We start from the raw sequence: 25,065 nt of genomic DNA on the forward strand, positions 1-25,065 counted from the left end.
GCATCGTAGCGCATGATCGACCTCGTCCGTAGCCGTTGGCCCGGCGCAGTGCTGCTGGTCGCACTGACATTGTCCTCCAGCGCACGAGCCCAGCCTGCAGAGCAGACGGCGGCGTCGGCTTTCGACGAGGGTGTCGAGCTGTTCGAGCACGCGCGCTACCAAGAAGCGGCCAAGGCATTCTTGAAGGCGGACGCTGCGGTGCCGAACGCCGAAGCGCTGTCCAACGCGCTCTCCGCCGCGCGGCGCGCGAACGACCACTTGTTGGTGGCCACCGTGGCAAAGCGCGCCGTCGCCCGGGAAGCGACGGAACCGGACCTTGCCGCTCGAGCGCGGCAAGCGCTGGCGGAGGCTTCAAAGAAGCTCGCCGCCATCGACCTCGCCTGTGAGCCGACCCCCTGCACCCTGACGCTGGATGGCGCGACCACGAAAGCCGGGGAAGCCTTCGTCTTGCCGGGTAACCATCAGCTTATCGCCCGGGGGGATGCCGATGCCCAGGCGGAGGAATCGATGACGCTGGAGGCCGGCGCCCGCTACCGCATCCTGCTTCACCCGGTGAAGCCCGGGGAAACCTCGAAAGCAGCAGACGTCGCCCAGACCCGCCAGCCCGCCGAGAGCGCCCCACCCACGCGTCCCGAAGCGAAGAGCGAGCCTCGAAGGGATCGCGTCGAGCCCCGTCCGCTCTCTCCCGGATGGTTCTACGCCGGCGCGGGCGCCACGGCGCTGCTCGCCGGCATCACCACCTGGTCCGGCCTCGACGCGCTGTCGGGCAAGCGCGAGCTGCCGAGCACGCCCACCACCGGACAAGTGGACGACGTGCGTGGCAAGGTGCGGCGCACCGACATCTTGCTCGCCTCCACCGTGATCGTGGGAGCCGCCACCGCCTACGCCGGGCTCGAGCTGGTGCAGTGGGGGGACGCTTCCGTCAGCGCCGCGGTCGCGCCCGGAGAGCTTCGACTGGGAGCGCGGGGGCGCTTCTGATGAACGCCAGCTACCGAGCGTCACTGCCCAGCGGCGTGAGCATCGGTTCCTTCGAGCCCCTGTTCGAGCTCGGGCGCGGAGGCATGGGCACGGCGCTGCTCGCTCGCGCCGTGGGGGTGGCGGGATTCGAGCGCCTGGTCGTGATCAAGCGCCTGCACCCGCACATGCTGGACCGCGTGGAAGCAGTGAATCGTTTCCTGGACGAGGCGCGCGTCGCCGCCCACATCCGCCACGCCAACGTGGTGGCCACGCACTTGGTCGGCACCGACGAAGACGGGCATTTCTTGGTGCTCGACTACGTGGAAGGCGCCAGCCTCGAAGAGCTGGTGGATCGCGTCGCGCTCAAACGCAACGCCATCCCGCCGCCGATCGTGCTGCGCATCGGGCTGGACGCCCTCGCCGGGCTACACGCGGCGCACGAGGCCCGCGACACCTCCGGCCAGCGCCTGGAGCTGCTCCACCGCGATGTTTCGATTCAGAACGTGTTGGTCGGTCGCGACGGCGTGGCTCGCGTGAGCGATTTCGGCATCGCCAAGAGCGCCATCGCCTCGGTGCAGACGGACAAGCAGTACATCGTCGGCAAGCTGATGTACCTGCCGCCGGAGTACCTGCGGCGAGAAGCCGTGGGTCCGGACTTCGACGTCTACTCCCTGGGACTCACCTTGTGGATCGCCCTCGCCGGCACCACGCCGTGGCCGGAGGACGACGACGCGAAGATGGTGACGCAGATCCTCATCAACGGGGTGCCGCGTATCTCGACCGTCATGAGCGTCGCGCCACAGCTCGACGACTTGCTCGCCAAGGCCTGCGCGATGAACCGCGCGGACCGCTTTCCGTCGGCGCGGGCGATGATGGACGCCATCGAGCACATCGGCCGCCACACCGGTTGGTTGGCGAGCCACGCCGAAGTGTCGGACTTCGTCGAATCGCTGATGGGCGCGGATCTGAAAGAGCGCGAGAAGCGCGTCACCCGGCGCCTGAAAGCAGGCACGGACCCCGAGCTTCCCATCCCTCTCAGAAAGCCGGTGCACACGCCAGGCAACGAAGACGTCACCGAGGAAGTGATCCCGGTGGTGAAGCCACGGCCGCTGTGGCCCTTCGTGCTGGGTGCCCTGGTGCTCCTCGGGTTTCTCTGCACCTGGCTCCTGGTGAAAGCGTCCACGCCGGTGCAGGCCGAACCGAGCCCACCACCGCCGGCTCCGACGCCCAGCGCCGCGGGGTTGGAGATCCCCACCGCGCCGCCGGCTCCGACGCCCAGCGTCGCGCCCGCGCCAAGCGCGGTTTCCGCGCCGGAACGACCCCAAAAACCAAAGACGATCGCGCGGTCGGTGTCCGCTCCCACACCCGCCCCGACGCCCCAACCCGCGCCGACAGCCACCGCCACCAGCGACGGCATATCCAAGAAGAATCCCTACCGGAAGTGAGTCGTTGACGCTCGCGTCACCTCGGCGTTCGATCGGGGGTGATGGGAATTGCGGAGCGACGCGAGCGCGAGCGACAGCAGCGTCGCGCCGACATCCTTCGAGCGGGGTGGGCCGTGGCGGAGCGAGTGGGCTGGGCGGCTTTCAGCGTGGAGCGCGTGGCGAGCGAAGCCGAGCTCGGTCGTGCCACGGTGTACGGCTACTTCGAGTCGCTCGAAGCGTTGGTCCTCGCCCTCGCGGAGAACGCGTTCGAGGAGCTGTCCGAACGCATCGCCGCGGCGGACAAGCTGACCGAAGCCTTGGACGTTCCGGTGCGTCTGGCCAAGTCGCGGCCGGCCGCCTTCGCGCTGCTGTTCCCTCCCGGCAACGACCCGCGCACGGCCTTCTCCAACGAAGCGCTCGAGGGCATCCGCGTCCAGGCCCGCCAGCTCTTGGGCCGACTGCAGCGTCTCGCGGCGCGTTCCCGCGCGAACCTGCCCGAGGACGCTCGCAGCGCCGAGGCGTTTCTCACGGCGGTGAGCATGGCGGCCACGTTGGTACCGGAGCTTTCCGAAAGCACCACGCTGCGCCATCGCTGGCAAGATTTCGTGCTCGGAGAGCCGACCGACGACGACTCCGACGACGGTGTCGGAAACGGTCAGTAACGTCCGCGTCACGCAGCGTTCACGCTGAGAGCGATGAAGAAGCTCGCTCTCGTGCTGGTCGTCGCCATTCTTTCCGCGTGCGGCTCGGAAGACCCTGCAACCATCCTCGGTAGTGGAGGCGGCGCGGGCGCCGCAGGCTCCAGCGGTAGCGCGGGGGCTGCAGGCTCCGCAGGCAGCGGGGGCAGCGCGGGCAGCGCAGGTGCCGCTGGCTCCAGCGGTAGCGCGGGCGCGGCAGGTCTTCCTGGCGACGCGGGTGTCGACGCAGCAAGTGACGCCACCACAGACGCCGCAAGCGACGCCACCACAGACGCCGCAAGCGATGCCAACGCATGCCCCGATCCGCTGAACGAACCCAACGAGGCCGAGAGCACCGCCGCTACGGTGGACGACGTCAACGACTGCGACGCGAAGAAGACGGTGGGCGGCATCGCGGCCCCGGGTGACGTCGACTGGTACACGTTCAAGGGCACCGACAACCTGCTGAGCTGCACTCCGAACCCCAAGGCGACGGTGAGCGCGGGCCTCCGTGTGTGCATCTTCGCGAAGTGCACCTCGGGGACCACCACGCTGACCTGCGCCCAGGGCGCGACGGAAACCTCACCCGGAGGTGTGCACGGCTGCTGCGCGACCGGCGGGACGGCCGAAACCACGCTGAGCTGCTCCGGTCTCGGCGCCGACGATGCTCAGCTGTTCGTGCGCGTCGACCAGCCCGGTGGCGCTGCCTGCACGGCCTATCAGCTCGAATACTCGTACTGAGCAAAAGCCGGGTACTATCCCCGGCCATGCCCGAGCTCTCGCTCGCTCAGCTGCTCCGCCCCGAGCTTCGGGAGCTCAGCGCCTACTCTCCGGACACCGGGAGCTACGCGGTGCGCCTCGACGCCAACGAGGCGCCGGACCTGCTGTCGCCCGCTGCTCGCGCCCGGCTGGCGGAGGTCGCAGCGCGGACCGCGTGGAATCGCTATCCGGATCCTCGCGCGCGGAAGCTGCGAGCGGCCATCGCCGCACGCTCGGCGGTGAGCGAAGACGAAGTTCTCGTCGGTGTGGGCAGCGACGAAGTGATCTCGTTGTTGCTCACGGTGCTGTGCCAGCCGCGGGGTCGCACCACGGTGCCCACGCTGCTCACCACCACCCCCACGTTCGTGATGTACAAGCTGAGCGCCAAGGTGCGGGGCCAGCGCGTGCTCGAGGTCCCCCTGGACGCCGACTGGGACATTTCCGTGCCCGCGATGACCCGCGCGCTGTCGATGGCACCGCCGAACCTGGTGTTCGTCGCCAGCCCCAACAACCCCACCGGCACTCAGCCCGACCCGGCGCGACTCGATGAGATCATCGAAGCCGCCGCGGGCGCGCTGGTCGTCATCGACGAGGCCTACGCCGACTACGCGGCTCGGCGCCACATCGATCTCTATCGCAAGCACGAGAACGTCGCGCTGCTGCGCACCCTGTCCAAGGTGGGCTTCGCCGCCCTGCGCCTCGGTTGGCTCATCGGCCGCCCCGAGTTGGTCGCGGAGCTCGACAAGGCACGCCTGCCGTACAACGTCGCCACCCCTACCCAAGAGCTCGCCACCGTGGTGCTGGAGGAGCTCTCGGGGGAGCTCGCCCGCGTCACCTCCCACGTGATGGCCGAGCGCGAGCGCGTCTCGCAGGCGCTCGCGGCGCTGCCCGGCGTCGAGCCCACGCCGAGTGAGGCGAACTTCATCTGGCTCTCCACGCCGCTGCCCGCCGAACGCGTGTTCGAAGGCCTCAAGGCGCGCGGTGTGTTGGTGCGGAGCTTCCATCAACGCGGCGGTCGCCTGGCCCACCGCCTGCGGGTGACGATCGGGACGCGCGAGCAGAACGACGCGTTCCTGGCTGCGCTGGGCGACGAGCTCTCTCGATGATGCGCATCGCGACGTTTGCGCTGGCCTTGAGCCTCACGGGCTGCGGCTTGTCGACCGGCAGCGTGGTGCGCCTGGTGGACGGCCAGGAAATAGACGGCCGCCCGGTGAGCGAGACCGCCTACGCCACCTACGCCTACGGCGCTTTGGCGGAGGCTCGGGGCGATCTCGGGCTGGCGGAGCGCTACTACCGCGCCGCGTCCGAGGAAGATCCCGAGAGCCCGGAAGTGTGGACGCGCCTCGGCGCGGTGCGCTGCGCCCAGGGGCTGCCGAGCACCGACGCCGTGTTCGCCCGAGCCGCGGATCTCGACGACGAATACGCGCCCCTGCACCAAGAGATTGCCCGCTGTTCCCTGGCAAAAGACCCGGAGCGCGCGCTGTCCGAGGCACGCCGCGCAGTGGCCCTCGATCCCGCCAGCGACGCGTCCACGGAGCTGGTGATCGACGCCCTCGAACGCCTCGGGCGCCGTGACGAAGCGCGGCGTTGGGCGCTGGCCCGCGCCCTCGTGCTGCCGACGCCCGCCGGCGCGTGGGAGCGTGTCCGCGCGCTGTCGTCGGACGCGGCCCAGGCCCTCGCCGACGACGCCCTCACCGAGCGCCTCGAGCGCCGCCGCAAGGTGGGCCTGGCGGCGCCTTGCAGCGCCCTCGAGCGCGATGCTCTCGACGCCGCCCTGAGAGCCGACGATCTCGAGCGCGCGCAGTCCCTCGCTCACGCGTGTCACCTGCCCGCCGGTCGTCTCGCGACGCGCGCCGTCGCCCTGGGCGCCGCCGGCATCGGCCTGCGTCAGGCCGAGCAGGTGTTGGCCGCCGACGCCAGCAACGCCGACGCCTGGGTCGCCGCTCTCGTCGCACGCGATCTGCTGCACACCTCGTCGACTGCCGCCGAGCTCGAGCCTCCCAGCGCGCCCCCCTCGCCGCTCGCGTCGTGGCTCCTCGTCGAGCTCATCGCTCGCCGCGCGGGCCGCGATGCCGCGCGCACCTGGCTCGGCGCGCGGGGCGATCTCGGAGCGCCCGAAGACGCCCTCGCCAAGAGCGTGGCCGAGCGCGTGAAGCAGACGCTCGCTCAGTGACCGGCGTCGCCGGGCTCCAGTGTGAGCTCGACCTGGGTGGTCTTGCCGGCTTCGACCTTCACCTTCTGCTTGCTGGTCAGCATGTTGACCGGCAATAGCGCGTCGATCTCGAGGTCCCCCACCGGCACGCCGCTGATCTCGAAGCGCCCATCCGTTCCCGTGACGGACGCCGTGCGGTACTTGAGCACGAACACGTCCGCGTACATCGCGCCGTACATCGCGTCCGTCAGCCCGAAGCGACCGGGCTTGTCGGGATACAGCTTCACCGCGTCGCCCCCCGGCACCGCGACCATCACGGCCTTGGCGTAGGCGCCCAGCAGCCGCGGCATGTACGGCTCCTTGTCCTTGGAGTACACGTCCAGCCGCTGCCCGAACATCGCGACGACGGTGCGACGGTCGAAGGCGCAGCCCGAGACGTCCACGCGCTTCGCCTCCGAACGTGCCGGCAAGTAGCCGTCGTACCCGGTGACCGCCACCAACACGTCCGCCAGCGCGCCGTCAGCGCCCACGCGAAACTCGGGGCCGTACACCATCTTGGAGGCGTCACACTTGGCCCGGATCTTCGCCAGCACGTCGTCGCGCATCTTGGGCTTCGGTCCGCGGTAACGCACGACGCCCGCGACGTTCCCCGTGGGGCCGGCGTAGGGCTTGTCTCCCTTGGGGTTCACGACGGCTCGGACCTTGTCCTCCGCGACGGGGATGGCGTGCGTGACAGGAGGTCCCGACGCCGACGGCGCGACGGCCACCGCCGCGGAGGCGGAGGTCGCCGCGCTCGACGCTGCGGGCTTGTCACAGCCGACTACCGCGGTGGCAGCGATGGCAACGAAGGTGGCACGCAGGCCGCGCTGCTTCCGCGCCGGACCAACACCCATGCTGAAGTACTTCATGTGTAATTTCAGATACTTGCTCAAAATGCGCCCGGCGGGAAGAAGAGCCTCGGAGAGGTCGTATTACGGCGCGGGTCCTCGGGGAGCAAGGTCCGGGCCGTAGTGGGTCATGGACGCGCCGCTCCCTGATTTCAAATCCGCTCCGACCTGTGTAAGGTCTGCCCGCCCCTCGGCCAGGGGCTTCAACAGCTACGGAAAGGTTTGCCGCTGATGCACATTCGCTCCAGCTCTTGGACCGCTTTCGGCTGTGTCGTGCTCATCGCCGGCGCTCTGCTCGCCTGCAAAAAGAAGAGCTCGAGCACCACCGGCAGCACGACGACCACCGCGGAGACGCCCACCACCCCGGTTCCGACCGCCACCACACCGCCCATCACCAACAAGGTGTGGAACGTTGGCGAGGCCGCCACGGCCCCCGACTACAAGATGACGATCGATAACGTGAAGGAGTGCAAGGTCAAGTACTACTTCCGCCCCAAGAAGGGGAACATCAAGCTCGGCGTCGAGGTGAGCATCGAGGGCACCGCGGACAAGGACGTTCCGGTGAACCCCTTCTACGCGAAGATCACCGACGGCGAGGGTTACTCCTACACGAGCACCTTCGGCGGCTGCGAGCCGGACCTCAAGAGCGTGCGCATCGGCAAGGGCGAGAAGGCCAAGGGCTGGGTCACCTTCGAGGTTCCCGAGAAGGCCTCGGGTCTGAAGCTCACCTACAACCCGTTCATCATCGGCACCGCCAAGCAAGAGCTGAAGTTCGACCTCGGTCGCTGAGCTTCACGTCTGGCATGGAAGAAAGACGGGGACGCACTTCGCGTCCCCGTTTCTTTTTTGTTTTGTCGGTTCAGCGCGGAATCAGCTCAGCCACCACGAACCGTCGCTGAAACCGCCATTTCCAGCGAAGCGCCGGGGATCAGGCCCAGGGCCAACACCAAGACCGCGGCGATCACCAGGGCCGACGCCACGTAGCCGGAGCGCATGGGCACGGCCACCGGGGCGCCGGGCGCGGGCTCCCGCATGTACATGAACACCATGACGCGCAGATAGTAGTAGGCGCCGATCAGGCTGTTCACCAGACCGATGACGGCGAGGGCATAGAGCTGGGAGTCCATCGCGGCGCGGAACACGTACAGCTTGCCGAAGAAGCCGGCCGTGGGCGGCACCCCCGCCAGGGACAGCAAGAAGAGCGAGAACGCCAGGGCCGCCGCGGGGTGACGCTTGGCCACGCCGGCGAGATCTTCGTAGCTCACCGCTTCCTTGCCGCGGCTGCCGCACAAGATCAGCGCGCCGAAGGCGCCGGCGGTGCTGACGGTGTAGGTCAGCATGTAGAAGAGCACGCTGGATTCGCCCATGTTGCTGCGCATGGCGGCGACCACGCCGATGAGGGCGTAGCCGGCGTGCGCGATGGACGAGTAGGCGAGCATGCGCTTGACGGAGGATTGGCGACCGGCGACCACGTTGGCCACGGTCATGCTGAGCACGGCCATGAGCGCCAGCGCTGGCGGCCAGCCCGAAGCCCAGCTCATCAGCCGGGCATCACCGAAGCCAACGAGCAGCACGCGGAGCAGCACCGCAAAGGCGGCGCTCTTGACGGCCACCGCCATGAAGCTGGTGACCGGCGTGGGCGCGCCTTCGTAGGCGTCCGGCGTCCACATGTGGAAGGGCACGGCGCTGACCTTGAAGGCCAAGCCCGCGACCACCAGCACCAGCGCGACGAGCACTGGAGCGGCCCCCACGACGCTGCCGCCCTTGCCGATGTTCTGGATGGCCGCGCCGATGCCGGCGAGATCCGTGTGGCCGGTGGCGCCGTACAAGAGCGCCGCACCGAACAACATCAGCGCCGCCGCGAAGCTGCCGAGCAAAAAGTACTTGAGGGACGCCTCGGCGGAGCGCGGATTCCTGCGCAGGCCGACCATCGCGTACACGCCCAGGGACATGGTCTCCAGGGCGATGAACAGGCTGAGCACGTCCCCGGCGGCGGACAGCGCCATGGCGCCCACCGTGGAGAACAAGAGGAGCGGGAACAGCTCGCCGCGGTCGATCTTGTGCTCCGGCAGATAGCCGCCGGCCAAGAGCGATGCGAGACCGCCGCCCAGGCACAGCACGAAGCAGAAGAAAATCGAGAAGCGGTCCATCACCAAGTAAGGCTGGGTGACCTCGAGCCCGCTGAGCTTCTCGGGACCGACCATCCACACGGCGACGCTGAGCACCGCGCCGGCAAACAGGATGACGGTCGCGATGAGCCCGAGCTCACCGGAGCGGCCGGCCCCGGCGTCGATGACCTCACCGTTCGGACCGATGCCCTCCGGCGAGGCGGGGCGCCCAAAGGCCTCCGCTAGCATCAGGAGCAGCGCGCCCAGAGCCACCGCGAAGATGGGGGACAACCCGAACACGACGTTCATCATCGGCCGGCCTCCGCGCCGAGCGCAGCTTGCGCGGCTTGCGTGGGAGCCTCGGTCGACTCCTCCCCTTCCTTCTTCGGCGGCTCGGGGTAGCCGCTGAACAGAGGCCCGTCGTCATGGGGCATGAGCTTCGCCTGTGTCGCTTCGGGATCCATCTCTTGGTACGCCTTGCGACCGTCGTTGTAGCGCTGGATGACCGCGTCCACGGCGTCCGCGGAGCGCGACAGGAAGATCGACGGGAACAGCCCGATCACGAAGATGAGGACGATGAGCGGGGACAGCGCCACGCTCTCGCGCACGTTCAGATCCGCCAAGCCCTTGTTCTTGGGGTTCGACAGCGGTCCGAAGAAGACGCGCTGCACCACGCTCAGCATGTACACCGCCGCGAGAATCACGCCGAAGGCCGCGAGCACCGCCTGGAGCTGACCGTGGGAGCCGAGCGGCAGGGACACGAAGGTCCCCATGATGACCATGAACTCGCCCACGAAGCCGTTGGTGCCCGGCACGCCGATGCTGGACATCGTGACGATGACGAACAGCGCGGCGTACACCGGCATCACCTTGGCGATGCCGCCGAACTCCCGGACCTCGCGGGTGTGCCGGCGGTCGTAGATGACCCCGACCAAGAGGAACAAAGCGCCGGTGGAAACGCCGTGGTTCACCATCTGCAAGATGGCGCCCTGCACCCCGGCGTGGGTCGCGGCGAACAAGCCCAACATCACGAAGCCCATGTGGGCCACGGAGGAGTAGGCCACCAGTCGCTTGATGTCGTCCTGCTTCCAGGCAACGAGCGCGCCGTACAGGATGCCGCCCCCGACCGCCACGCCGGCGAGGTTCGCCGCGGCGCTCCAGGCCGGGCCTGCGAACATACCCATGCAGTAGCGGATGTAGCCGTAGGTACCGAGCTTGAGCAGCACCGCCGCCAGGATGATGGAGCCGCCAGTGGGCGCCTGCACGTGAGCGTCCGGCAACCAGGTGTGGAGCGGGAACATCGGCACCTTGATCACGAAGGCCAGGGCGAAGGCGCCGAAACACAGCCACGCGGCCGTTCGCGGCAGCACCAGCTGGCTCAGGGCCAGGTAGTCGAAGGTGACGAAGCCGGCGACCTGCTGGTGCGTCCACACCATGTACAGGATGGCAGCCAGCATCAGCACGCTGCCGGCCATCGTATAGAGGAAGAACTTGTAGCTCGCCTTGATCTTCTCGACGCCGCCCCACACGCCGATGAGAATGATCATCGGCACCAGCATCAGCTCCCAGAACAGATAGAACAGGAACAGATCCAGGGCCACGAAGGCGCCCAGCATGGCTCCGTGCAAGAGCAACAAGGAGAAGCACAGGTCCTTGGTGCGCCCCTTGATGGAGCCGAAGGAGACGTAGGCGGCGATTGGAGTCGTCAACGTGGACAGCAAGATCAGCCACACGCTCACGCCATCCACCGCCACGTGGTAGCGAATGCCGAAGCTCGGCAGCCACTCCGTCACGTACTGGAAGTGCCAGCCCGTGGTCATGGGCACGCGCAGCAGCAGCAGCGACGCGAGGAAATCGAGGCCCAGGATTCCGAGCGTGACCTGGCGCAGGAGCTTCGGCGTCTGCCGCGGCAGGAACAGGATGGCGAGCGCGCCGACGATGGGCAGGAACACGATCAAGTTCAGGAGCTCGGGCCACTCCGTGGGCGGAGCCGCTTCGGCGGCGCCGGCGGCCTTCTCGGGCCACAGCCCGAGGATCAGCACCAAGCCGAGCACGCCGACCACGCCCACGGCCACGCGCTCCAGCCAGCTCTTGCGGCGCGGAACCACGAAGCCGACGGCGAACGCCACTAGGTATGGAACGAGCTCGAACAGCGACTTAGCAACCGGGCTCATTGCGCAGGCCTCCGCACGTCACGCGGCGCCGCGTGGGGATTGGGCATTTGTGGATTCTGTCCGGGCACGACGCCCCGGACGGTGCCGTCGGGCAACTGCTGCACTTGAATGACGGTGTTACCGGCGGCGGGATCCGCCTTGGGCCGGGTCACGTCCACGTCGTCTTCGGTCACACGACCGAAAGCGTTCTTCACCTGCAGCCGCACCTTCTTGGTCTTGCCGTGGTCCAGGCTGAAAGAAACGCTGGTCTGGTCGCCGAATTTCTCGCTGTCCCACTTGCCGTCGCCATCGGCGTCCCAGCGGTACTGGTAGCCGAAGCCGGGGGCGGCTTCCACGCGGTAGTTCCCGGCGTTCTCGGCAATGTTGGTGCGAGCGTGAGGGGCGACCAAGAACCAGCCCAGACCCCCCACACCGACCACCATGACCGCGGCGTAGGTCTGCACGCGACCGGTCTGGAACAGACGCAGCCCCGAGCCGGTCACCTGGACGATGAACGCCGTGGCGCGGGCAATGACGCCATCCACCACGACCTTGTCGAACCACACGGCGGCTTCCGCCAGGGAGTCCACGGCGCCGATGAAGGTCTCTTCATAGAGCTCGTCGATGCGCCACTTCTCCAGCACCAGTTGGTGCAGGCCGGGGAACTTCTCCGCGAGCGCCTTGGCAGGGCCGCCCTGCTCGCGGATGTAGATGTAGAAGGCTGCCGCGAGACCGATGGCCACGGCGGACAGGCCGATGATCATCACCAGGCCTTCACCGTGCTCGGCGAGCTTCACGTGCTTCTCGTCCGTCGCCACCTTGAACACCGGCTCGAGCCAGTGCTCGAGCGGCGTGATGTGCAAGAGGTGGGCGTTCAGCAAGCCGCCGACGATGCTCAAGAAGCCCAAGACCAAGAGCGGCACCGTGATCTGCCACGGGCTCTCCTTCGGGGTCGGCCCCTCGAGGGGCTCGGAAGCATCGTGATGATGGTGATCGTGGTGGTCGTCGTGAGCGGGTTCCTTCCACTTCCTGACGATCTTCCAACCCTTGAAGTCACCCCAGAAGATGCCGAACACCAGGCGCGACATGTAGAAGGCCGTCATCACGGCACCAATGGCGCCCAAGGCGAACAGCACGGTGTTGCCCCAGCTCGGCCACTGCCACAGCTCGAGCGCCGTGACCTCTTGGCCGGTGCGGGTCATCTCCATCAGCTTTCCGCCGGCAACCGGGGACGCGATGCTGGAGGTGTAGGCCTTGAGCAGGATCTCGTCCTTGCTGAAGAAGCCCGCGGTACCGGGCACGCCGATGATGGCCACCCACGCCATCGCGAAGGTGGCGAAGGTGATGGGCATGAACTTCCTCATGCCGCCCATGTTGCGCATGTCCTGCGACGCATCCGTGTCGTGGATGCGCTTGTGCATGGAGTGGATCACGCTGCCGGCGCCGAGGAACAAGCAGGCCTTGAAGAAGGCGTGGGTCATCACGTGGAAGAAGCCCGCGGTGAACGCGCCCACTCCGACGCCCAGGAACATGTAACCGAGCTGACTCACCGTGGAGTACGCCAGCACCTTCTTGATGTCGGTCTGCACGAACGCGATGGTGGCGGCGAACACCGCCGTGAGCGCTCCGATGAGGGCGACCGTGAACATCGCCGCCGGGCTCAACACGAACACCGGCGCCATGCGGCACACCAGGTACACGCCGGCGGTCACCATGGTGGCGGCATGGATCAGGGCGCTGACCGGGGTGGGGCCGGCCATGGCGTCCGGCAACCACACGTACAGTGGGATCTGGGCGCTCTTGCCGGCGCAGCCGAGGAACAGGGCGAAGCCCACCAGGGAAGCCGCGGACACCTTGAGCGGCGTGTTCAAGAACGACAGGAACGCGAACTTGTCTGCCAAGGGCACGCTGTTGCCGATGGGCCAGACCTTGACCGGCGTGAGCAGCGAGTTGCGGCTGGCTTCGATGCCGGACCAGTCCAGCGCGCCCACGTAGTAGACGAGCAGCGCCATGGCCACCAGCAGGCCGAAGTCACCGATGCGGTTGGTGATGAACGCCTTCTTGCCGGCGGCCGCGTTCTTCTCTTCCGAGAACCAGAAGCCGATCAGCAAATAGCTGCACAGGCCCACGCCTTCCCAGCCCACGAACAACACCGGCAGGCTGTCGCCCAGGATCAGAACCAGCATCGAGAAGATGAACAGGTTCAGGTAGGCGAAGAAGCGATGGTAGCTCGCGTCCGTTTCCATGTACTTGGTGGAGTACAGGTGGATCAGGAAGCCGACGCCGGTGACGATCAGCGACATGGTGCCGCTGAGGGCATCCACCGAGAACGCCACCTGCACCGGAATGGTGCCGATGTCGTAGCGGCCGCTGATGTCCAGCCACTTCCAGGCGGACCAGGTGAAGCGCGCCGCTTCCTCCCCCTGCTGCACGTGCGCCAACATCACGAAGGACAGCACGCAGAACAGGAAGGAAAGGCCGACGGCGGAGAGCGCCATCAGAGTGACGGCTTCCTTGCCCAACCGCTTGCCGAACACGCCGTTCACGAAGGCGCCGATCAGCGGCAGACACAGGATCACCGCGAGCAGCGTGAAATCGCTTTCGGGGAATATCTTGAGGAGCTCTGCCATGGCTCAGTGCTTGAGCGCGTCCGCCTCGTCGCTGTCGACGGAGGCCCGGAGGCGGTAGAAGGAGAGGACGATCGCGAGGCCGACGGCAGCTTCCGCTGCGGCGACCGCAATGATGAAGAAGGCGAACATCTGCCCGTTCATGCTGTCGCCGTGCATGCGGTTCTGAGCCACCAGCATCAGGTTCACGGCGTTCAGCATCAGCTCGATGCTCATCAGCTGAACCAGGACGTTGCGACGCACCACGAAGCCGATGGCGCCGATGGTGAAGAGGATGGAAGACAGGAGCACGTAGTGCTCCACCATCTGACCCAGGAGGTTCATTCCGCGGCCTCCTTGCTGAGCGGGTGCTGAGCGTCGCGGGGGTGCAGGGGGCCGGCGAAGAGCCGGCGAGTCTCGTGGGCGTCGGTCTTCGGCGCGCGCTTGGTGTGGCGGCTGCGAGCCACCGCGATGGCACCGACGACCGCCACGATGAGCAGCGCCGTGGCCAGCTCGAAGGGCACGATGCCGGTCGAGAACAAGAGGCCGCCCACCGCTTCCGTGGAGCCGTAGCCGGGGTTCGGCGCGGTGAGCGGCGTGGGCGCCTGCTCGCCCTTGCCCATCAGCACCAGCGCCGCCACCGCCAGGAACAAGAGACCGCCGCCGCCGACGAAGCGCGCCAGACGTCCCTTGCCGGGCTTCGGTTGCGAATCCGGCCCCAGCAGCATGATGACGAACACGAACAGCACCACCACCGCGCCGGCGTAGACGATGAGCTGGATGGCCGCGAGGAACTGAGCCTCCAGCTTCAGGAACAGCCCGGCGATGCCCACGATGGTGGCGAGCAACCCCACCGCGCCGCGAATGGGGTTCTTCGCGATGACCGTGGTCAACGCCCCCACCACGCACACGATGGCGCATACGGAGAAGTAGAAGGTTCCGACGGTCATGCGACGAGCTTTCGGGTCTGACCTTTACCGCCGGTCAGAATGTAGTCCTCGAAGTGCTTGCGATACTTGCGCACGAAGGACAGCGCCGGCTGAGCCGCACCGTCCCCGAAGGCGCAGATGGTATTGCCCGTGATGTCGCTGGCGATCTGGTGGACCCGATCCAGGTCCTCCATCGTGGCGGTGCCATCCACGAGCTTGTTTGCGATGCGATCGAGCCAACCACACCCTTCACGGCAGGGCGTGCACTGACCGCAGGACTCGTGGCGGTAGAAGCGCATCAGGTTGTGGAAAGCGAGCACCGGATCCGCTTCGTCCGACAGCACGATGGCGCAGCAGGTGCCGAGCATGCCGCCGACGGCGCGGAAGGTGTCGACGCCCATGGGGATGTCCAGGATGCTCTTGCCGTTATAGGGAGCGAAGCGCTCGTCGTTCGGCACGTTCACCACCTCGTCCGGTCGGTGCACCGGGCAGGACGAGCCGCCGGGGATCACCCCGAGGATTTCCGTGCCCGCCGAGAGGCCGCCGCCCAGGTCGTAGATGAGCTCTCTCAGGGTCAGCCCCACCGCGCACTCGTAGATGCCGGGGTTCTTCACGTGACCGCTGACACCGAAAAGCCGAGCGCCGCCATCGTTGAAGGGATGCAGCTCGCTCAGCTTGCTGAACGCATCTCCACCCATCTTGAACACGGTGGGCACGATCGAGATCGTCTCCACGTTGTTCACCGTGGAGGGACAGCCGAAGGCGCCGAACTGAGCCGGGAAGGGCGGCTTGAGTCGAGGCTCGCCGCGCTTGCCCTCCAGGGAGTTGAGCAGGCCCGTTTCCTCACCACAGATGTAGGCACCGGCGCCGGTGTGGACGTACACCTCCACCGCGTAGTCCTTGCCGAATGGGCGCGCACCAAGATGACCCTTGGCCTTCGCCGCTTCGATGGCTTCCCACAAGCGCGCCTTGGCGAGGTGCAGCTCGTCCCGCACGTAGATGTAGGCGGCGTGAGCACCGATGCCGTAGCAGCCGATGATGCAGCCTTCGATCAGCGCGTGGGGATTGCGCTCCATGATCGTGCGGTCCTTGAAGGTACCGGGCTCGCCTTCGTCGGCGTTCACCACCAGGTAGTGGGGCTTGTCCGATTGCTTGGGCATGAAGCTCCACTTCGTGCCGCAATCGAACCCTGCGCCGCCGCGCCCGCGGATGTGCGCCTTCTTCACTTCCTCGACCACGGCTTCGCGGCTCATTCCCAGCGCTTTTCGAGCGCTTTGGTAGCCACCCGCGGCCTCGTAAGCGGCCAGGGTGTAGCCGTCCGCCTTGTCGTAGGAGTGGGACAGATACGTGGTTTGCTTGAGCATGGTGTGACTCAGTCTGAAAGCAGCCGATCGAGGATCTCGTCGACGCCTTCGATGGTCAGGTTCTCGTGATAGGTCTTGTCGACCTGCATCATGGGAGCAGTGCCGCAGGACGCGAGGCACTCCGCCGTGCGCAGAGTGATCTTTCCGTCTTTGGTGGTGCCACCCTCTTCCACCTTCAGCCGCTTCTTGCAGTGGTCGAGAATGTTCTCACTGCCACGCAGCGCGCAGGACAGCGTGCGACACACCCAGACCTGGTGCTTGCCCGGCTTGTGGCGGTTGAAGAGGGTGTAGAAGGTGACCACCCCCTCCACGTGAGCCGTCCCGAGGCCCAGACGATCGGCAACGAACTGGATCACGTCGGCGCTGACCCAACCTTCGTTGGCTTCCTGGCACAGGTGCAGCGTGGGGATGCACGCCGCCATCTTGTTGGGGTAGCGCGAGAGGATCTTTTCGAGCTCTCGTTCCTGCTCCCCATTGAGGGAAAAAGCCATGTTCGGAGTTCCGTGGGCGTCAGCGCGGAGGCGGGCGGCGGCTGGTGATTTGCCGCGGCTTCCCGCGCTACCCGGGGGCCCGGGCGAGCGCACCGTAGTGAGCGGTCTTCGGAGGTGTCAAGACCCCCATGCCTCCCCCGTCAGGGCGACGAAAGCGCCTCGATACACTTGAGAAAGTGCCCCCTCGGCGTGTAGGCTGGCGGCGCTTGCCGGCTTACCCGGTGACACCCGGAGGTGAATGGTGTTTTGCCCGAACTGTGGGACACAGAATCAGGACTCCGCCACGACCTGCACGAAGTGCGGTTTCAACCTGAAAGGTGCAGCGGCGCCGAAGTTCAAGGGCACCATGCTCATGATGAACGCGCCCGCAGGCATTCCCCGCCCAGGTGACGCACCCGGAGGCGCAGCCAGTGGCCCGCCCGCGGCTCCCGCCCCGCCCGCGGCTCCCAAGCCCTCCCTGAAGGGCACCATGTTGGGCGTCGCGCCACCTTCCCCAGGCGCTGCCCCCCGCCCCCCCGCACCTGCGGCACCCCCGCCGGCCCCCGCTGCGGCACCGCCCGCCCCGCGCCGGCCGCTCCGCCTTCTCCGGGCGGCCCGGCGGATCCCCTCGGCGGCACCATCGCTGCGCCCGGCGGTGCGCCCCCCGCGTTCCCCACTCCCGGCGGCCCTCCCCCGGCTGGTCCCCCCATGGGCGGCCCTCCGATGGGCGGCCCTCCGATGGGCGGCCCTCCGATGGGCGGCCCTCCTCCAGGTGGCCCCCCGATGGGCGGCCCTCCCCCAGGTGGAGCTCCTCCCATGGGCGGTCCTCCCCCTGGAATGGGCGGCCCTCCGATGGGTGGCCCTCCGATGGGCGGTCCACCGCCCGGTGATCCCATGGGCGGTCCTCCGCCTGGCGCGCCCCCTGGTGGGCCTGCCGGCGGCTATGGTCCTCCGCCCGGGCCCGCGGGTGCCTATGGTCCTCCCCCAGGACCCGGCGGTGCACCCCCACCCGGTGGCGCCATGATCCCCGCCGGTCCCGGCGGAATGGCTGGGCCGATCCCCGGCGCCGGTCCCATGCAGGGCGGCGGCGCAGCGGGTCCCATCGGCGCCACGCGCAACCCGATCATGCAGCTCGTGATCGGCATGATCTGCGGCTTCTACCTGCTGTACGTGCTGTGGGTGGAGGTGAACGAGCTCAAGGCCTTCCGCGGCAAGGACGACCTCAACCCCATCATGTTCTTCATCCCCATCCTCGGTTTGATCGAGATGTGGAAGCTGCCGGAAAAGGTCCTGGAAGCGAAGCACATGGCGGGCGTTCCCAACGCGCAGGTGACGAGCCCCATCCTCTACCTGTTCCTGTGGCCCTACTTCCTCACCGGGGATCTCAACGAGATCTGGCAGGCTGCCGGCGGCGGCCAGCCGCCCATGTGAGGCTGCGAGCAGCCGTAGAAAGGGCCGGTAGACGACGTCTGCCGGCCCTTCTTCTTTGGGCCAGCCGTCACGGCGCGCGATTCGAGCTATGCTCGGCCCGCCGTGCAAGGAGTCGATCCCGTCGCCGTGACCACCACCCCCAGCGCCGCCGATGGCCGCTGGAAGCGCGTGGGCTTGGTGGCCCTCAGCACACTGCCGGTGATCGCCGCGGTCGCCTCGGACTTCCCGTTGTGCCCCACCGCAGGGCTGTTCGGGATCCCCTGCCCTGGCTGCGGTCTCACCCGGGCAACCTCCGCGGTGCTCCACGGTCACGTGCTGGAGGGCCTGCACTACCACCCCCTCGTCTTGGTCGTGGCGCCCGTCTACATCGCCACCATGGTGAGCCTGGCGGTGGGTTTCGTCCGCGGCGGTGGCGGCAAGGGCCTCAGCCATCGCGCCAACGTCATCCTGACCATCGTGGCGCTCACCCTCTTCGCCGGGCTGTTCTTCGTGTGGATCGCACGCTTCCTCGGCTACTTCGGCGGTCCCGTCCCGGTGGTGCGGTTCAGCGAGTGGCAGCCGTGAGGCGCCGTCGAACGACGAGCCACTGATAGGTCAAAAGCCGCGACGGATGTCCGATTGGCTCGAGGGGGATCGGGCTCATCAGAGCGCGACCGTAGTTCTTCCCCAGTGTCACGCGGCCATCCGCGGTCAGCGCTTCCATGTCGTTCAGCGCTGCCCGCACCCACGGCTCAGCGTCGCATCGAGATCGGCGACGCGTTCGAGCATGTCCAGCAATCCGGAGCGATGGTCCCCGAGCAGGAACGGCGTGGTCATGTGACGGAACGAAGGGCGGACCCCTTACTGCGGCGATACGACCGTCAGATGGCGCACGGCGGGGTTGTCCGGCGACGAAACCCAGCGGAGCAGAGCCGCGTTCGTCATGGACGAACTCCAGCGCGGACCGCGCGTGCGGGCAACCGACGGATGTCTGTCGTTTGATTGTCGGTCCGCCGCGGAAGCTCCGGGACGGGGGGGTTCCGCGCCGGGCCAACATCAGTCCGGCACCGCAGATGCGTTCAGACGTTGAATCTGAAGTGGACCACGTCGCCGTCCCGGACGACGTACTCCTTGCCTTCGATGCGGAGCTTACCGGCGTCGCGACACTTCGCCTCGCTGCCGAGGGCGACCAGATCCTCCCACCAGATCACCTCCGCCTTGATGAATCCGCGCTCGAAATCGGTGTGGATCACCCCGGCGGCCTGGGGCGCAGACCAGCCCTTCTGGATGGTCCAAGCGCGGCACTCCTTGGGCCCGGCGGTGAGGAACGTGATCAACCCCAGGAGCTCGTAGCCGGTGCGAATCACGCTGTTCAACCCCGGCTCGCTGAGCCCCACGCTCTGCAGGAACTCCGGGCGGTCGGCGGGCTCGAGCTCGGCGATCTGTGCCTCCAGGGAGGCACAGATGGGCACCACCGGAGCGCCTTCCTCCGCCGCCAGCCGGCTGAGCGCGCCGTAGTAGACGTTCTCCTGGAGCTCGCCGAGGGACGCCTCGTCCACGTTGGCTACGTAGAACACGGGCTTCATCGTCAACAGCTGCATCAGCCGGACGAGCTCCGTCTCCTTCTCTCCCTCGATGCCACAGCTGCGCGCGGGTTTGCCCGCATCCAGGTGGGCGACGAGCTTCTCGCACACACCGATGGCCAAGCGCTCCACCGCATCCCCGCCCTTGCTTTGCTTCTGGGCGCGATCGAGACGCTTCTGCACCGTCTCCAGATCTTTGAGGCAGAGCTCCGTGTGGATGGTGGCGACATCGGCCGCCGGGTCCACGCGCCCGTCGACGTGGGTCACGTTCTCGTCGGTGAAGCAGCGCACCACGTGGGCAATGGCGTCCACCTCGCGGATGTGGCTCAGAAACTGATTGCCCAGGCCCTCCCCCTTGGAGGCGCCGCGCACCAGCCCGGCGATGTCCACGAATTGGATGGTGGTGGGCACCACGCGCTCCGGCGCGTAGATCTTCGCCAGGGCGTCGAGCCGTGGGTCCGGTACCGGAACCACGCCGACGTTGGGCTCGATGGTACAGAACGGGAAATTCGCCGCCTCGGCCTTGGCGGTGGACAGCGAATTGAACAGCGTGCTCTTGCCGACGTTCGGCAGGCCGACGATGCCGCAGGAAAAGCCCATGGGGCCCGGGCCTTTAGCGCAGGCCGCTCATCGAGTCGAGAGCCGCCTCAGATCTTTTCCGCGAGCTTCTTGGCGCGGTCCCGCGCCCCTTCGATGATGGGCTTGGCCTGGGCCTTTTCGAAACCCAGCATCTCCGTGAGCTTGGCGAGCACCTTTTCCTCGCCCTTGGTCTGCTTGCCGTCGGCGTGGGTGAGCAGCGCCGCGTGGGCCAGGAGCAGCTCGCGATCCGCCTTTTCCAGCTCGTCCACCGGCACGTCGTCGGCGAGGGTCCGCTTCTTCTTGGCGTACTCGAGGATCTCTTGCTCGTCCTCGTCGCTCGCGCCGAACGCCCACAGCAGGCCCTCGATCATCCCGCGCTCGGGCTCCTTCACGGTCCCGTCCGCCCAAGCCACCGCCACCAGCGATTTCACGATCGTCTTTTCTTTCGGCGTCACGATCAGAGCATCTCCGAAGCCACGCCGGAGCGCAACTGGAGCGTGATATAAGGTGCGCCCGCCTGGGCGACGGCGCCCCGGCCGTTGGAGGATCACGCCATGGACATGAGCTTCTCTCCCGAGCAACAGGCGTTCCGTCGAGAGGTGCGCGAGTGGATCGCCGGCGCTCTGCCCCCTCACCTCGCCAAGAAGGCGGCGGCGGATGCCGAGTTCGACATGAAAGAGGTGATGGAGTGGCACAAGATCCTTCACCACAAGGGCTGGGTCGCCCCGCACTGGCCCAAGGAGCACGGCGGTCCCGGGTGGGACGCGACGAGGCGCTTCATCTTCAGCGAGGAGCTGGAGCTGGCGGGCGCGCCGCGCCTTTCCCCCTTTGGCCTGGCGATGGTGGGTCCGCTCATCATGCAGTTCGGGAGCGACTGGCAGAAGCAACGCTATCTGCCGAAGATCCTGAGCGGCGAAGAGGTGTGGTGTCAGGGCTACTCGGAACCGAACGCCGGTAGCGATCTCGCGTCCCTCCAGCTCCGCGCCGAAGACCAGGGGGACCACTTCCTGCTCAACGGTCAGAAGACGTGGACCACGTACGCTCAATACGCCGACTTCATCTTCGTTCTCGCCCGCACGGATGCGGACGTGAAGAAGCAGGCGGGCATCAGCTTCGTGCTGTGCGACATGAAGTCCCCGGGAGTGACGGTGAAGCCGTTCCTCACCACCGGCAACACCCCGGCGTTCTGCGAGACCTGGTTCGAGAACGTCAAGGTTCCGAAGGAGAACCTGGTGGGCGAGAAGAACCGTGGCTGGACCTACGCCAAGGCTCTCCTCGGCCATGAGCGCACCCTGGTGGCGGGCGTGGGCATCAGCGCTCGGGCGCTGCTCCGAGCCAAGCGCATCTGCGCGGAGACCTACCAGAACGGCAAGCCGCTGCTCGAGGACGAGCTGATCCGCGCCAAGATCGCCGGCATCGAGATGCAGCTGGAAGCATTGAAGATGGCGAACTACCGGGCGCTGGCCGGAGCTCAGCTCGGACACGCACCGGGCCCGGAGTCCAGCATCCTGAAGCTCCGCGGCACGGAGATCCAGCAAGCCTGCTTCGACCTCCTGATGAGCGTGATGGGAGAAAACGCCCGCTCCTGGTTCAACGAGCCCGGGGTGGTTCCCGAGCGTGAGTACTGGGTGCCCTCCGCCTTCAACTACATGCGCGCGGCGACCATCTACGCCGGCTCCAACGAGATCCAGAAGAACATCATCGCCAAGCTCATCTTGGGCTTGCCTTCGGCCTGAGCCACGGAATCACCAGTCATGGACTTCGAGCTTTCGGAAGACCAGAAGCTTTTGATCGACACCGTCCAGTCCTTCGTGAAGAAGGACTCGCCCGTGGAGCGCATGCGGCGCCTGCGCGAAGACGAGACCGGATGGGACAAGAAGGTCTGGAAACAGATGGGCGAGCTCGGTTGGCTCGGCGTGATGTTTCCGGAGAGCGCGGGCGGCGCCGGCATGAGCTTCGTGGAGGCCGGCCTGATCCTCGAGCAGCTCGGCACCACGCTGGTCCCCGAACCCTACGTACCGCTGCTGGTGGCCGGCGGCGCGCTGTCCCTCTCGGGCAGCGAGGCGCAACTGGAGCAGTTCCTCGCTCCCGCCATCGCGGGGGACGCGAGCCTGGCCCTCGCGACCACGGAGGCCCAGAGCCGCCACAGCGTCACGGACGTGGAAACCAAGGCCGAGAAGAACGGCTCCGGCTTCCGCCTCAGCGGCAAGAAGCGTTTCGTGGACAACGGCCACGCGGCCCAGCACATCCTGGTCAGCGCCCGCACCGCGGGCGGGCCGCGGGACGAAAGCGGCGTGTCCCTGTTCGTGGTCGACCCGGGCATGAAGGGCGTGAAGGTCGAGTCCGTCAAGACGATGGACGGCCGCCGGGCGGCCATGCTCGAGCTCGACGGCGTCGAGGTCGGGGCGGATCGCCTGGTGGGTGACGCGGACGCGGCAGCCGGCGTGCTGGAGCACGTGTTCGACTACGGCGCCGCGGCGGCCTGCGCGGAGGGCTCGGGCATCATGCAAACGGTGCTGTGGATGACCCGCAATTACCTCACGGAGCGCAAGCAGTTCGGCGTCGCCATCGGCACCTTCCAGGCGCTGCAGCATCGCAACGTCGACATGTTCGTCGAGACGGAGCTGGGCAAGGGCACCATGCTGCTCGCGCTGCTCCAGGCCGACGCCAGCGCGGACGAGCGCAAGCGCGCCGTGAGCGCCGCCAAGCTGCACCTGTGCCAGGGCGGCGGTTTCGTCACCCGCCAAGGCATTCAGCTCCACGGCGGCATCGGCGTGACCGACGAGCACGACGTGGGCTTGTACTTCAAGCGCATGCAGGTGCTGTACACCGCCTTCGGCGACGACGTCTTCCACGTTCGTCGCTTCGCGTCGCTACCGAGCTTTGCCGCCGGGGTGTGACGGCACCATGAGCACCGGCACGCGAGCGTGACGCATCACTCCGTCCGCCACGCTGCCCACCAGTAGATCGTACAGCGCTCCGTGGCCGTGGGAGCCGAGCACGAGGTAGTCCACCGCGAGGCGCTCGGCGTGCTCCAGAATACGAGCCTCGGCTGCTCCCTGCACCATCAGCGGGCGCACGGACAGGCCCTCACCGCGCATGGCGTCGCACAGCTCTTCGAGCTCGCGGTGCTCCGCGCGCAGCTCACGTGCCACGTTGTCCCGAACGCTCTTCGGCCCCGGGTCATAGCCCACGAAGGCGGGGTCGGGATCCGCCACGTGCAGCACCGTCACCTCGGCACCCAGCGCCTGGGCCATACGCTTCGCGTGAGCCAGCACGTCTCGGGTCACGGGAGAGAAGTCGATGCAGGCGAGCAGGTGCGTCATGCCCCGAGCATGCCAAACAACGCGCTCAGCTGCGACGGGCGAGAGCGCTGGCCACCGCCCGGCTCAAAGATGCCTCGTCGAAGGGCTTGGGCAGGAAGTCCGCGAGCCCGAGCTTCACGTCCTCCGTCACCCGCCGCTCTTCCGCGTAGCCCGACATGTACACCACCCGGAGCTCGGGGAACTTCTCGCTGAGAGAGTGAAACAGCTCGGCTCCGCTCATGGCCGGCATCACCACGTCCGTCAAGAGCACCTCCACCGGCGGGTCATGCTTCAGAATTTGTTGGAGTGCCGCGGTACCATCACTTGCCGTGAGCACGGTGTGGCCCCGGCGCCGGAGCACCCGGCCCGCCGCGCGGAGCACCGCGACTTCGTCGTCCACCACCGCGACCACGCCCAGGCGCTCGGCGTCCAGCTCCGGCGGGAGCAAGCTCGGGTCGACGGCCCCCGGCGCTTCCACCAACGGCAGCGTCACCGTGAAGCATGCCCCGGCGCCCGGCTCGGAGCTCACGTCGATCTGGCCGTTCGCCCGGCGAACCACTGCGTGAGCCGACGCGAGCCCGAGGCCCGTCCCGCGGCCGCGCGGCTTGGTGGTGAAGAACGGCTCGAACAGATGCGGCATCACCTGAGCAGCGATGCCCGTACCGGTGTCCGAAACCGTGAGCACGACGCTCTCGTCGCGACGCGACAGCTCGATCGCGAGACGCCCTCCTTCCGGCATCGCGTCGCGAGCGTTCACCACGAAGTTGACGACCACCTGCTCCATCGCGCGTTGCTCCGCGTTCACCCAGCAGCGACCGTCCGGCAAGGAAATGTGGCGCGTGATGCTCGCCGGCACCAGATGATCCAACACGGGGTCCAACATGCGGAGCATCTCGCGCATGTCGAAGGTCGTGCTGCCAACGGCGTGGCTGCTCCCGAACAGCAAGAGCTGGCGAGTGAGGGCTTCTCCGCGATCCGTCGCGTAGCGTATGGCGGAAAGCTCACGGCGAGCATCCGAGTCGTCCTCCACGTGGTTCTTCAGCTCGTCCGTCGCCGTCTGCAGGATGGTCAGCAGGTTGTTGAAGTCGTGGGCCACGCCGGCAGCGAGGTGACCGAGGGCCTCGAGCCGCTCGGTCTTTGCCAGTGCGCTCGCCAGCCTCGCCTTCTCCGAACGGTGCCGACGGCGCTGATGCTGGTGAACGACACCGACGAGGGTGATCAGCACCAAGATGCCGATCAAGGTGGGCAGGAATTGCGGGGTGCTGGTGCGCCAGAGAGCTGCGTTGGCGTGAGCGTAGGCGTGGATGCCGACGAACTCCCCGAGTAGCAGCACGAACCAGAACCCGAGCTGGCCCACGTCGCCGAAAACCAGCACCACCATGGGCACCACCAGACCCCAGGTGAGCGGCCCCGCCACGAAGCCGCCGGAGAGCAGGCTCACGAGTCCCACCATCACCGCGATCACGGCGCTCAGGGCGTCGAGGATGCGCCGGGGTGGCGCTCCCCAACGAGCGGCCGCCGCCAGGCCCAAGCCCATCGCCGCCACCAGCGCGAGCACCAAAGCAGCGCCGGGGCGGGCCAGCTGCAACCAGTTTCGCAGGGCAAAGCCCATCGCGAGGAGCGCCCCTCCGGCACACACCACCCCCAAGACGCGAGCGTCCGCGGTTGGCCCATTGCGTCCCGGGACTCTGGGTGGAGGTGT

At 67.5% G+C, this 25,065-nt stretch carries 25 protein-coding genes; 12 read left to right on the forward strand and 13 right to left on the reverse strand.

What is annotated here, in order from left to right; translation table 11 throughout:
- Positions 1-12 precede the first annotated feature (12 nt).
- The 6 genes from H6717_13675 to H6717_13700 are packed head-to-tail and all read left to right on the forward strand — an operon-like array spanning position 13 to position 5,990.
- Complete coding sequence (locus H6717_13675) at positions 13-978, forward strand: hypothetical protein (protein ID MCB9578068.1); 966 nt, start codon at positions 13-15, stop codon at positions 976-978.
- Positions 978-2,402: a serine/threonine protein kinase gene (locus H6717_13680; protein MCB9578069.1), complete on the forward strand. Its 1,425-nt coding sequence runs from the start codon at positions 978-980 to the stop codon at positions 2,400-2,402. Before H6717_13675 ends, H6717_13680 begins: the two co-directional genes overlap by 1 nt.
- A 41-nt stretch (positions 2,403-2,443) precedes the next feature.
- Positions 2,444-3,043, forward strand: a complete 600-nt coding sequence (locus H6717_13685) for a TetR/AcrR family transcriptional regulator (GenBank protein ID MCB9578070.1) — start codon at positions 2,444-2,446, stop codon at positions 3,041-3,043.
- A gap of 33 nt (positions 3,044-3,076) precedes the next feature.
- Positions 3,077-3,799, forward strand: a complete 723-nt coding sequence (locus H6717_13690) for a hypothetical protein (protein ID MCB9578071.1) — start codon at positions 3,077-3,079, stop codon at positions 3,797-3,799.
- Positions 3,800-3,825: 26 nt separating this feature from the next.
- Positions 3,826-4,923 carry a histidinol-phosphate transaminase gene (gene hisC, locus H6717_13695; protein ID MCB9578072.1) on the forward strand — a complete coding sequence of 366 codons (1,098 nt, stop codon included), beginning with the start codon at positions 3,826-3,828 and terminating at the stop codon, positions 4,921-4,923.
- Positions 4,920-5,990 (forward strand): tetratricopeptide repeat protein, encoded by a 1,071-nt coding sequence (locus H6717_13700; GenBank protein MCB9578073.1) that lies wholly within the window; start codon positions 4,920-4,922, stop codon positions 5,988-5,990. Before hisC ends, H6717_13700 begins: the two co-directional genes overlap by 4 nt.
- On the opposite strand, the gene H6717_13705 is transcribed toward H6717_13700, so the two are convergent.
- Positions 5,984-6,877: a hypothetical protein gene (locus H6717_13705; protein ID MCB9578074.1), complete on the reverse strand. Its 894-nt coding sequence runs from the start codon at positions 6,875-6,877 to the stop codon at positions 5,984-5,986. The genes H6717_13700 and H6717_13705 overlap by 7 nt on opposite strands.
- 210 nt (positions 6,878-7,087) lie before the next feature.
- On the opposite strand from H6717_13705, the gene H6717_13710 reads away from it, so the two are divergent.
- The gene (locus H6717_13710; GenBank protein ID MCB9578075.1) at positions 7,088-7,645 is read left to right on the forward strand and encodes a DUF4352 domain-containing protein; all 558 of its coding nucleotides are present in this window, start codon (positions 7,088-7,090) and stop codon (positions 7,643-7,645) included.
- An 86-nt stretch (positions 7,646-7,731) separates the two neighbouring features.
- Here the strand turns inward: H6717_13710 and H6717_13715 are convergent, their stop codons facing one another.
- From H6717_13715 to H6717_13745, 7 genes are read right to left on the reverse strand one after another with little or no spacing between them, the layout of a single operon-like run.
- Positions 7,732-9,273, reverse strand: a complete 1,542-nt coding sequence (locus H6717_13715) for an NADH-quinone oxidoreductase subunit N (GenBank protein MCB9578076.1) — start codon at positions 9,271-9,273, stop codon at positions 7,732-7,734.
- Positions 9,273-11,138 carry an NADH-quinone oxidoreductase subunit M gene (locus tag H6717_13720; GenBank protein MCB9578077.1) on the reverse strand — a complete coding sequence of 622 codons (1,866 nt, stop codon included), beginning with the start codon at positions 11,136-11,138 and terminating at the stop codon, positions 9,273-9,275. Before H6717_13720 ends, H6717_13715 begins: the two co-directional genes overlap by 1 nt.
- Positions 11,135-13,747, reverse strand: a complete 2,613-nt coding sequence (nuoL, locus tag H6717_13725; protein ID MCB9578078.1) for an NADH-quinone oxidoreductase subunit L — start codon at positions 13,745-13,747, stop codon at positions 11,135-11,137. The genes H6717_13720 and nuoL overlap by 4 nt, the downstream gene beginning before the upstream one ends.
- A gap of 3 nt (positions 13,748-13,750) precedes the next feature.
- Entirely contained in the window at positions 13,751-14,050 is a 300-nt protein-coding gene (gene nuoK / locus H6717_13730) for an NADH-quinone oxidoreductase subunit NuoK (GenBank protein MCB9578079.1), read from the reverse strand.
- Positions 14,051-14,064: 14 nt separating this feature from the next.
- Entirely contained in the window at positions 14,065-14,673 is a 609-nt protein-coding gene (locus H6717_13735) for an NADH-quinone oxidoreductase subunit J (protein MCB9578080.1), read from the reverse strand.
- On the reverse strand, positions 14,670-16,016 hold the full coding sequence (nuoF, locus tag H6717_13740; GenBank protein ID MCB9578081.1) for an NADH-quinone oxidoreductase subunit NuoF: 1,347 nt from the start codon (positions 16,014-16,016) through the stop codon (positions 14,670-14,672). Before nuoF ends, H6717_13735 begins: the two co-directional genes overlap by 4 nt.
- 8 nt (positions 16,017-16,024) lie before the next feature.
- Entirely contained in the window at positions 16,025-16,507 is a 483-nt protein-coding gene (locus H6717_13745; protein ID MCB9578082.1) for an NAD(P)H-dependent oxidoreductase subunit E, read from the reverse strand.
- A gap of 241 nt (positions 16,508-16,748) precedes the next feature.
- On the opposite strand from H6717_13745, the gene H6717_13750 reads away from it, so the two are divergent.
- The 3 genes from H6717_13750 to H6717_13760 all read left to right on the forward strand — a co-directional run bounded on the left by H6717_13750 (position 16,749) and on the right by H6717_13760 (position 18,481).
- Positions 16,749-17,510: a zinc ribbon domain-containing protein gene (locus H6717_13750; protein ID MCB9578083.1), complete on the forward strand. Its 762-nt coding sequence runs from the start codon at positions 16,749-16,751 to the stop codon at positions 17,508-17,510.
- Positions 17,507-17,917, forward strand: a complete 411-nt coding sequence (locus H6717_13755) for a hypothetical protein (protein MCB9578084.1) — start codon at positions 17,507-17,509, stop codon at positions 17,915-17,917. Before H6717_13750 ends, H6717_13755 begins: the two co-directional genes overlap by 4 nt.
- 228 nt (positions 17,918-18,145) lie before the next feature.
- Positions 18,146-18,481, forward strand: coding sequence for a DUF2752 domain-containing protein (locus H6717_13760; GenBank protein ID MCB9578085.1), 336 nt, complete (start codon positions 18,146-18,148; stop codon positions 18,479-18,481).
- Here H6717_13760 and H6717_13765 read toward each other — a convergent pair.
- The 3 genes from H6717_13765 to H6717_13775 form a co-directional block, all read right to left on the reverse strand.
- On the reverse strand, positions 18,462-18,641 hold the full coding sequence (locus H6717_13765; protein ID MCB9578086.1) for a hypothetical protein: 180 nt from the start codon (positions 18,639-18,641) through the stop codon (positions 18,462-18,464). The genes H6717_13760 and H6717_13765 overlap by 20 nt on opposite strands.
- A gap of 334 nt (positions 18,642-18,975) precedes the next feature.
- The gene (gene ychF, locus H6717_13770; protein ID MCB9578087.1) at positions 18,976-20,079 is read right to left on the reverse strand and encodes a redox-regulated ATPase YchF; all 1,104 of its coding nucleotides are present in this window, start codon (positions 20,077-20,079) and stop codon (positions 18,976-18,978) included.
- Between the two features lie 47 nt (positions 20,080-20,126).
- Complete coding sequence (locus tag H6717_13775) at positions 20,127-20,513, reverse strand: TerB family tellurite resistance protein (protein MCB9578088.1); 387 nt, start codon at positions 20,511-20,513, stop codon at positions 20,127-20,129.
- 99 nt (positions 20,514-20,612) lie between these two features.
- Here H6717_13775 and H6717_13780 point away from each other — a divergent pair, with 99 nt between their 5' ends.
- Together H6717_13780 and H6717_13785 are read left to right on the forward strand one after the other, a co-directional pair.
- The gene (locus tag H6717_13780) at positions 20,613-21,794 is read left to right on the forward strand and encodes an acyl-CoA dehydrogenase family protein (protein MCB9578089.1); all 1,182 of its coding nucleotides are present in this window, start codon (positions 20,613-20,615) and stop codon (positions 21,792-21,794) included.
- An 18-nt stretch (positions 21,795-21,812) separates the two neighbouring features.
- Entirely contained in the window at positions 21,813-22,958 is a 1,146-nt protein-coding gene (locus tag H6717_13785; GenBank protein ID MCB9578090.1) for an acyl-CoA dehydrogenase family protein, read from the forward strand.
- Here the strand turns inward: H6717_13785 and H6717_13790 are convergent.
- On the reverse strand, positions 22,932-23,384 hold the full coding sequence (locus tag H6717_13790) for a universal stress protein (protein MCB9578091.1): 453 nt from the start codon (positions 23,382-23,384) through the stop codon (positions 22,932-22,934). The two genes, H6717_13785 and H6717_13790, sit on opposite strands and share 27 nt — an antisense overlap.
- Positions 23,385-23,409: 25 nt before the next feature.
- A complete protein-coding gene (locus tag H6717_13795) occupies positions 23,410-25,011 on the reverse strand; it encodes a response regulator (GenBank protein MCB9578092.1) in 1,602 nt (533 codons plus the stop codon).
- Between the last annotated feature and the right edge of the window lie 54 nt (positions 25,012-25,065).

The organism is Polyangiaceae bacterium (assembly GCA_020633235.1).
GTDB lineage: Bacteria > Myxococcota_A > Polyangia > Polyangiales > Polyangiaceae > JACKEA01.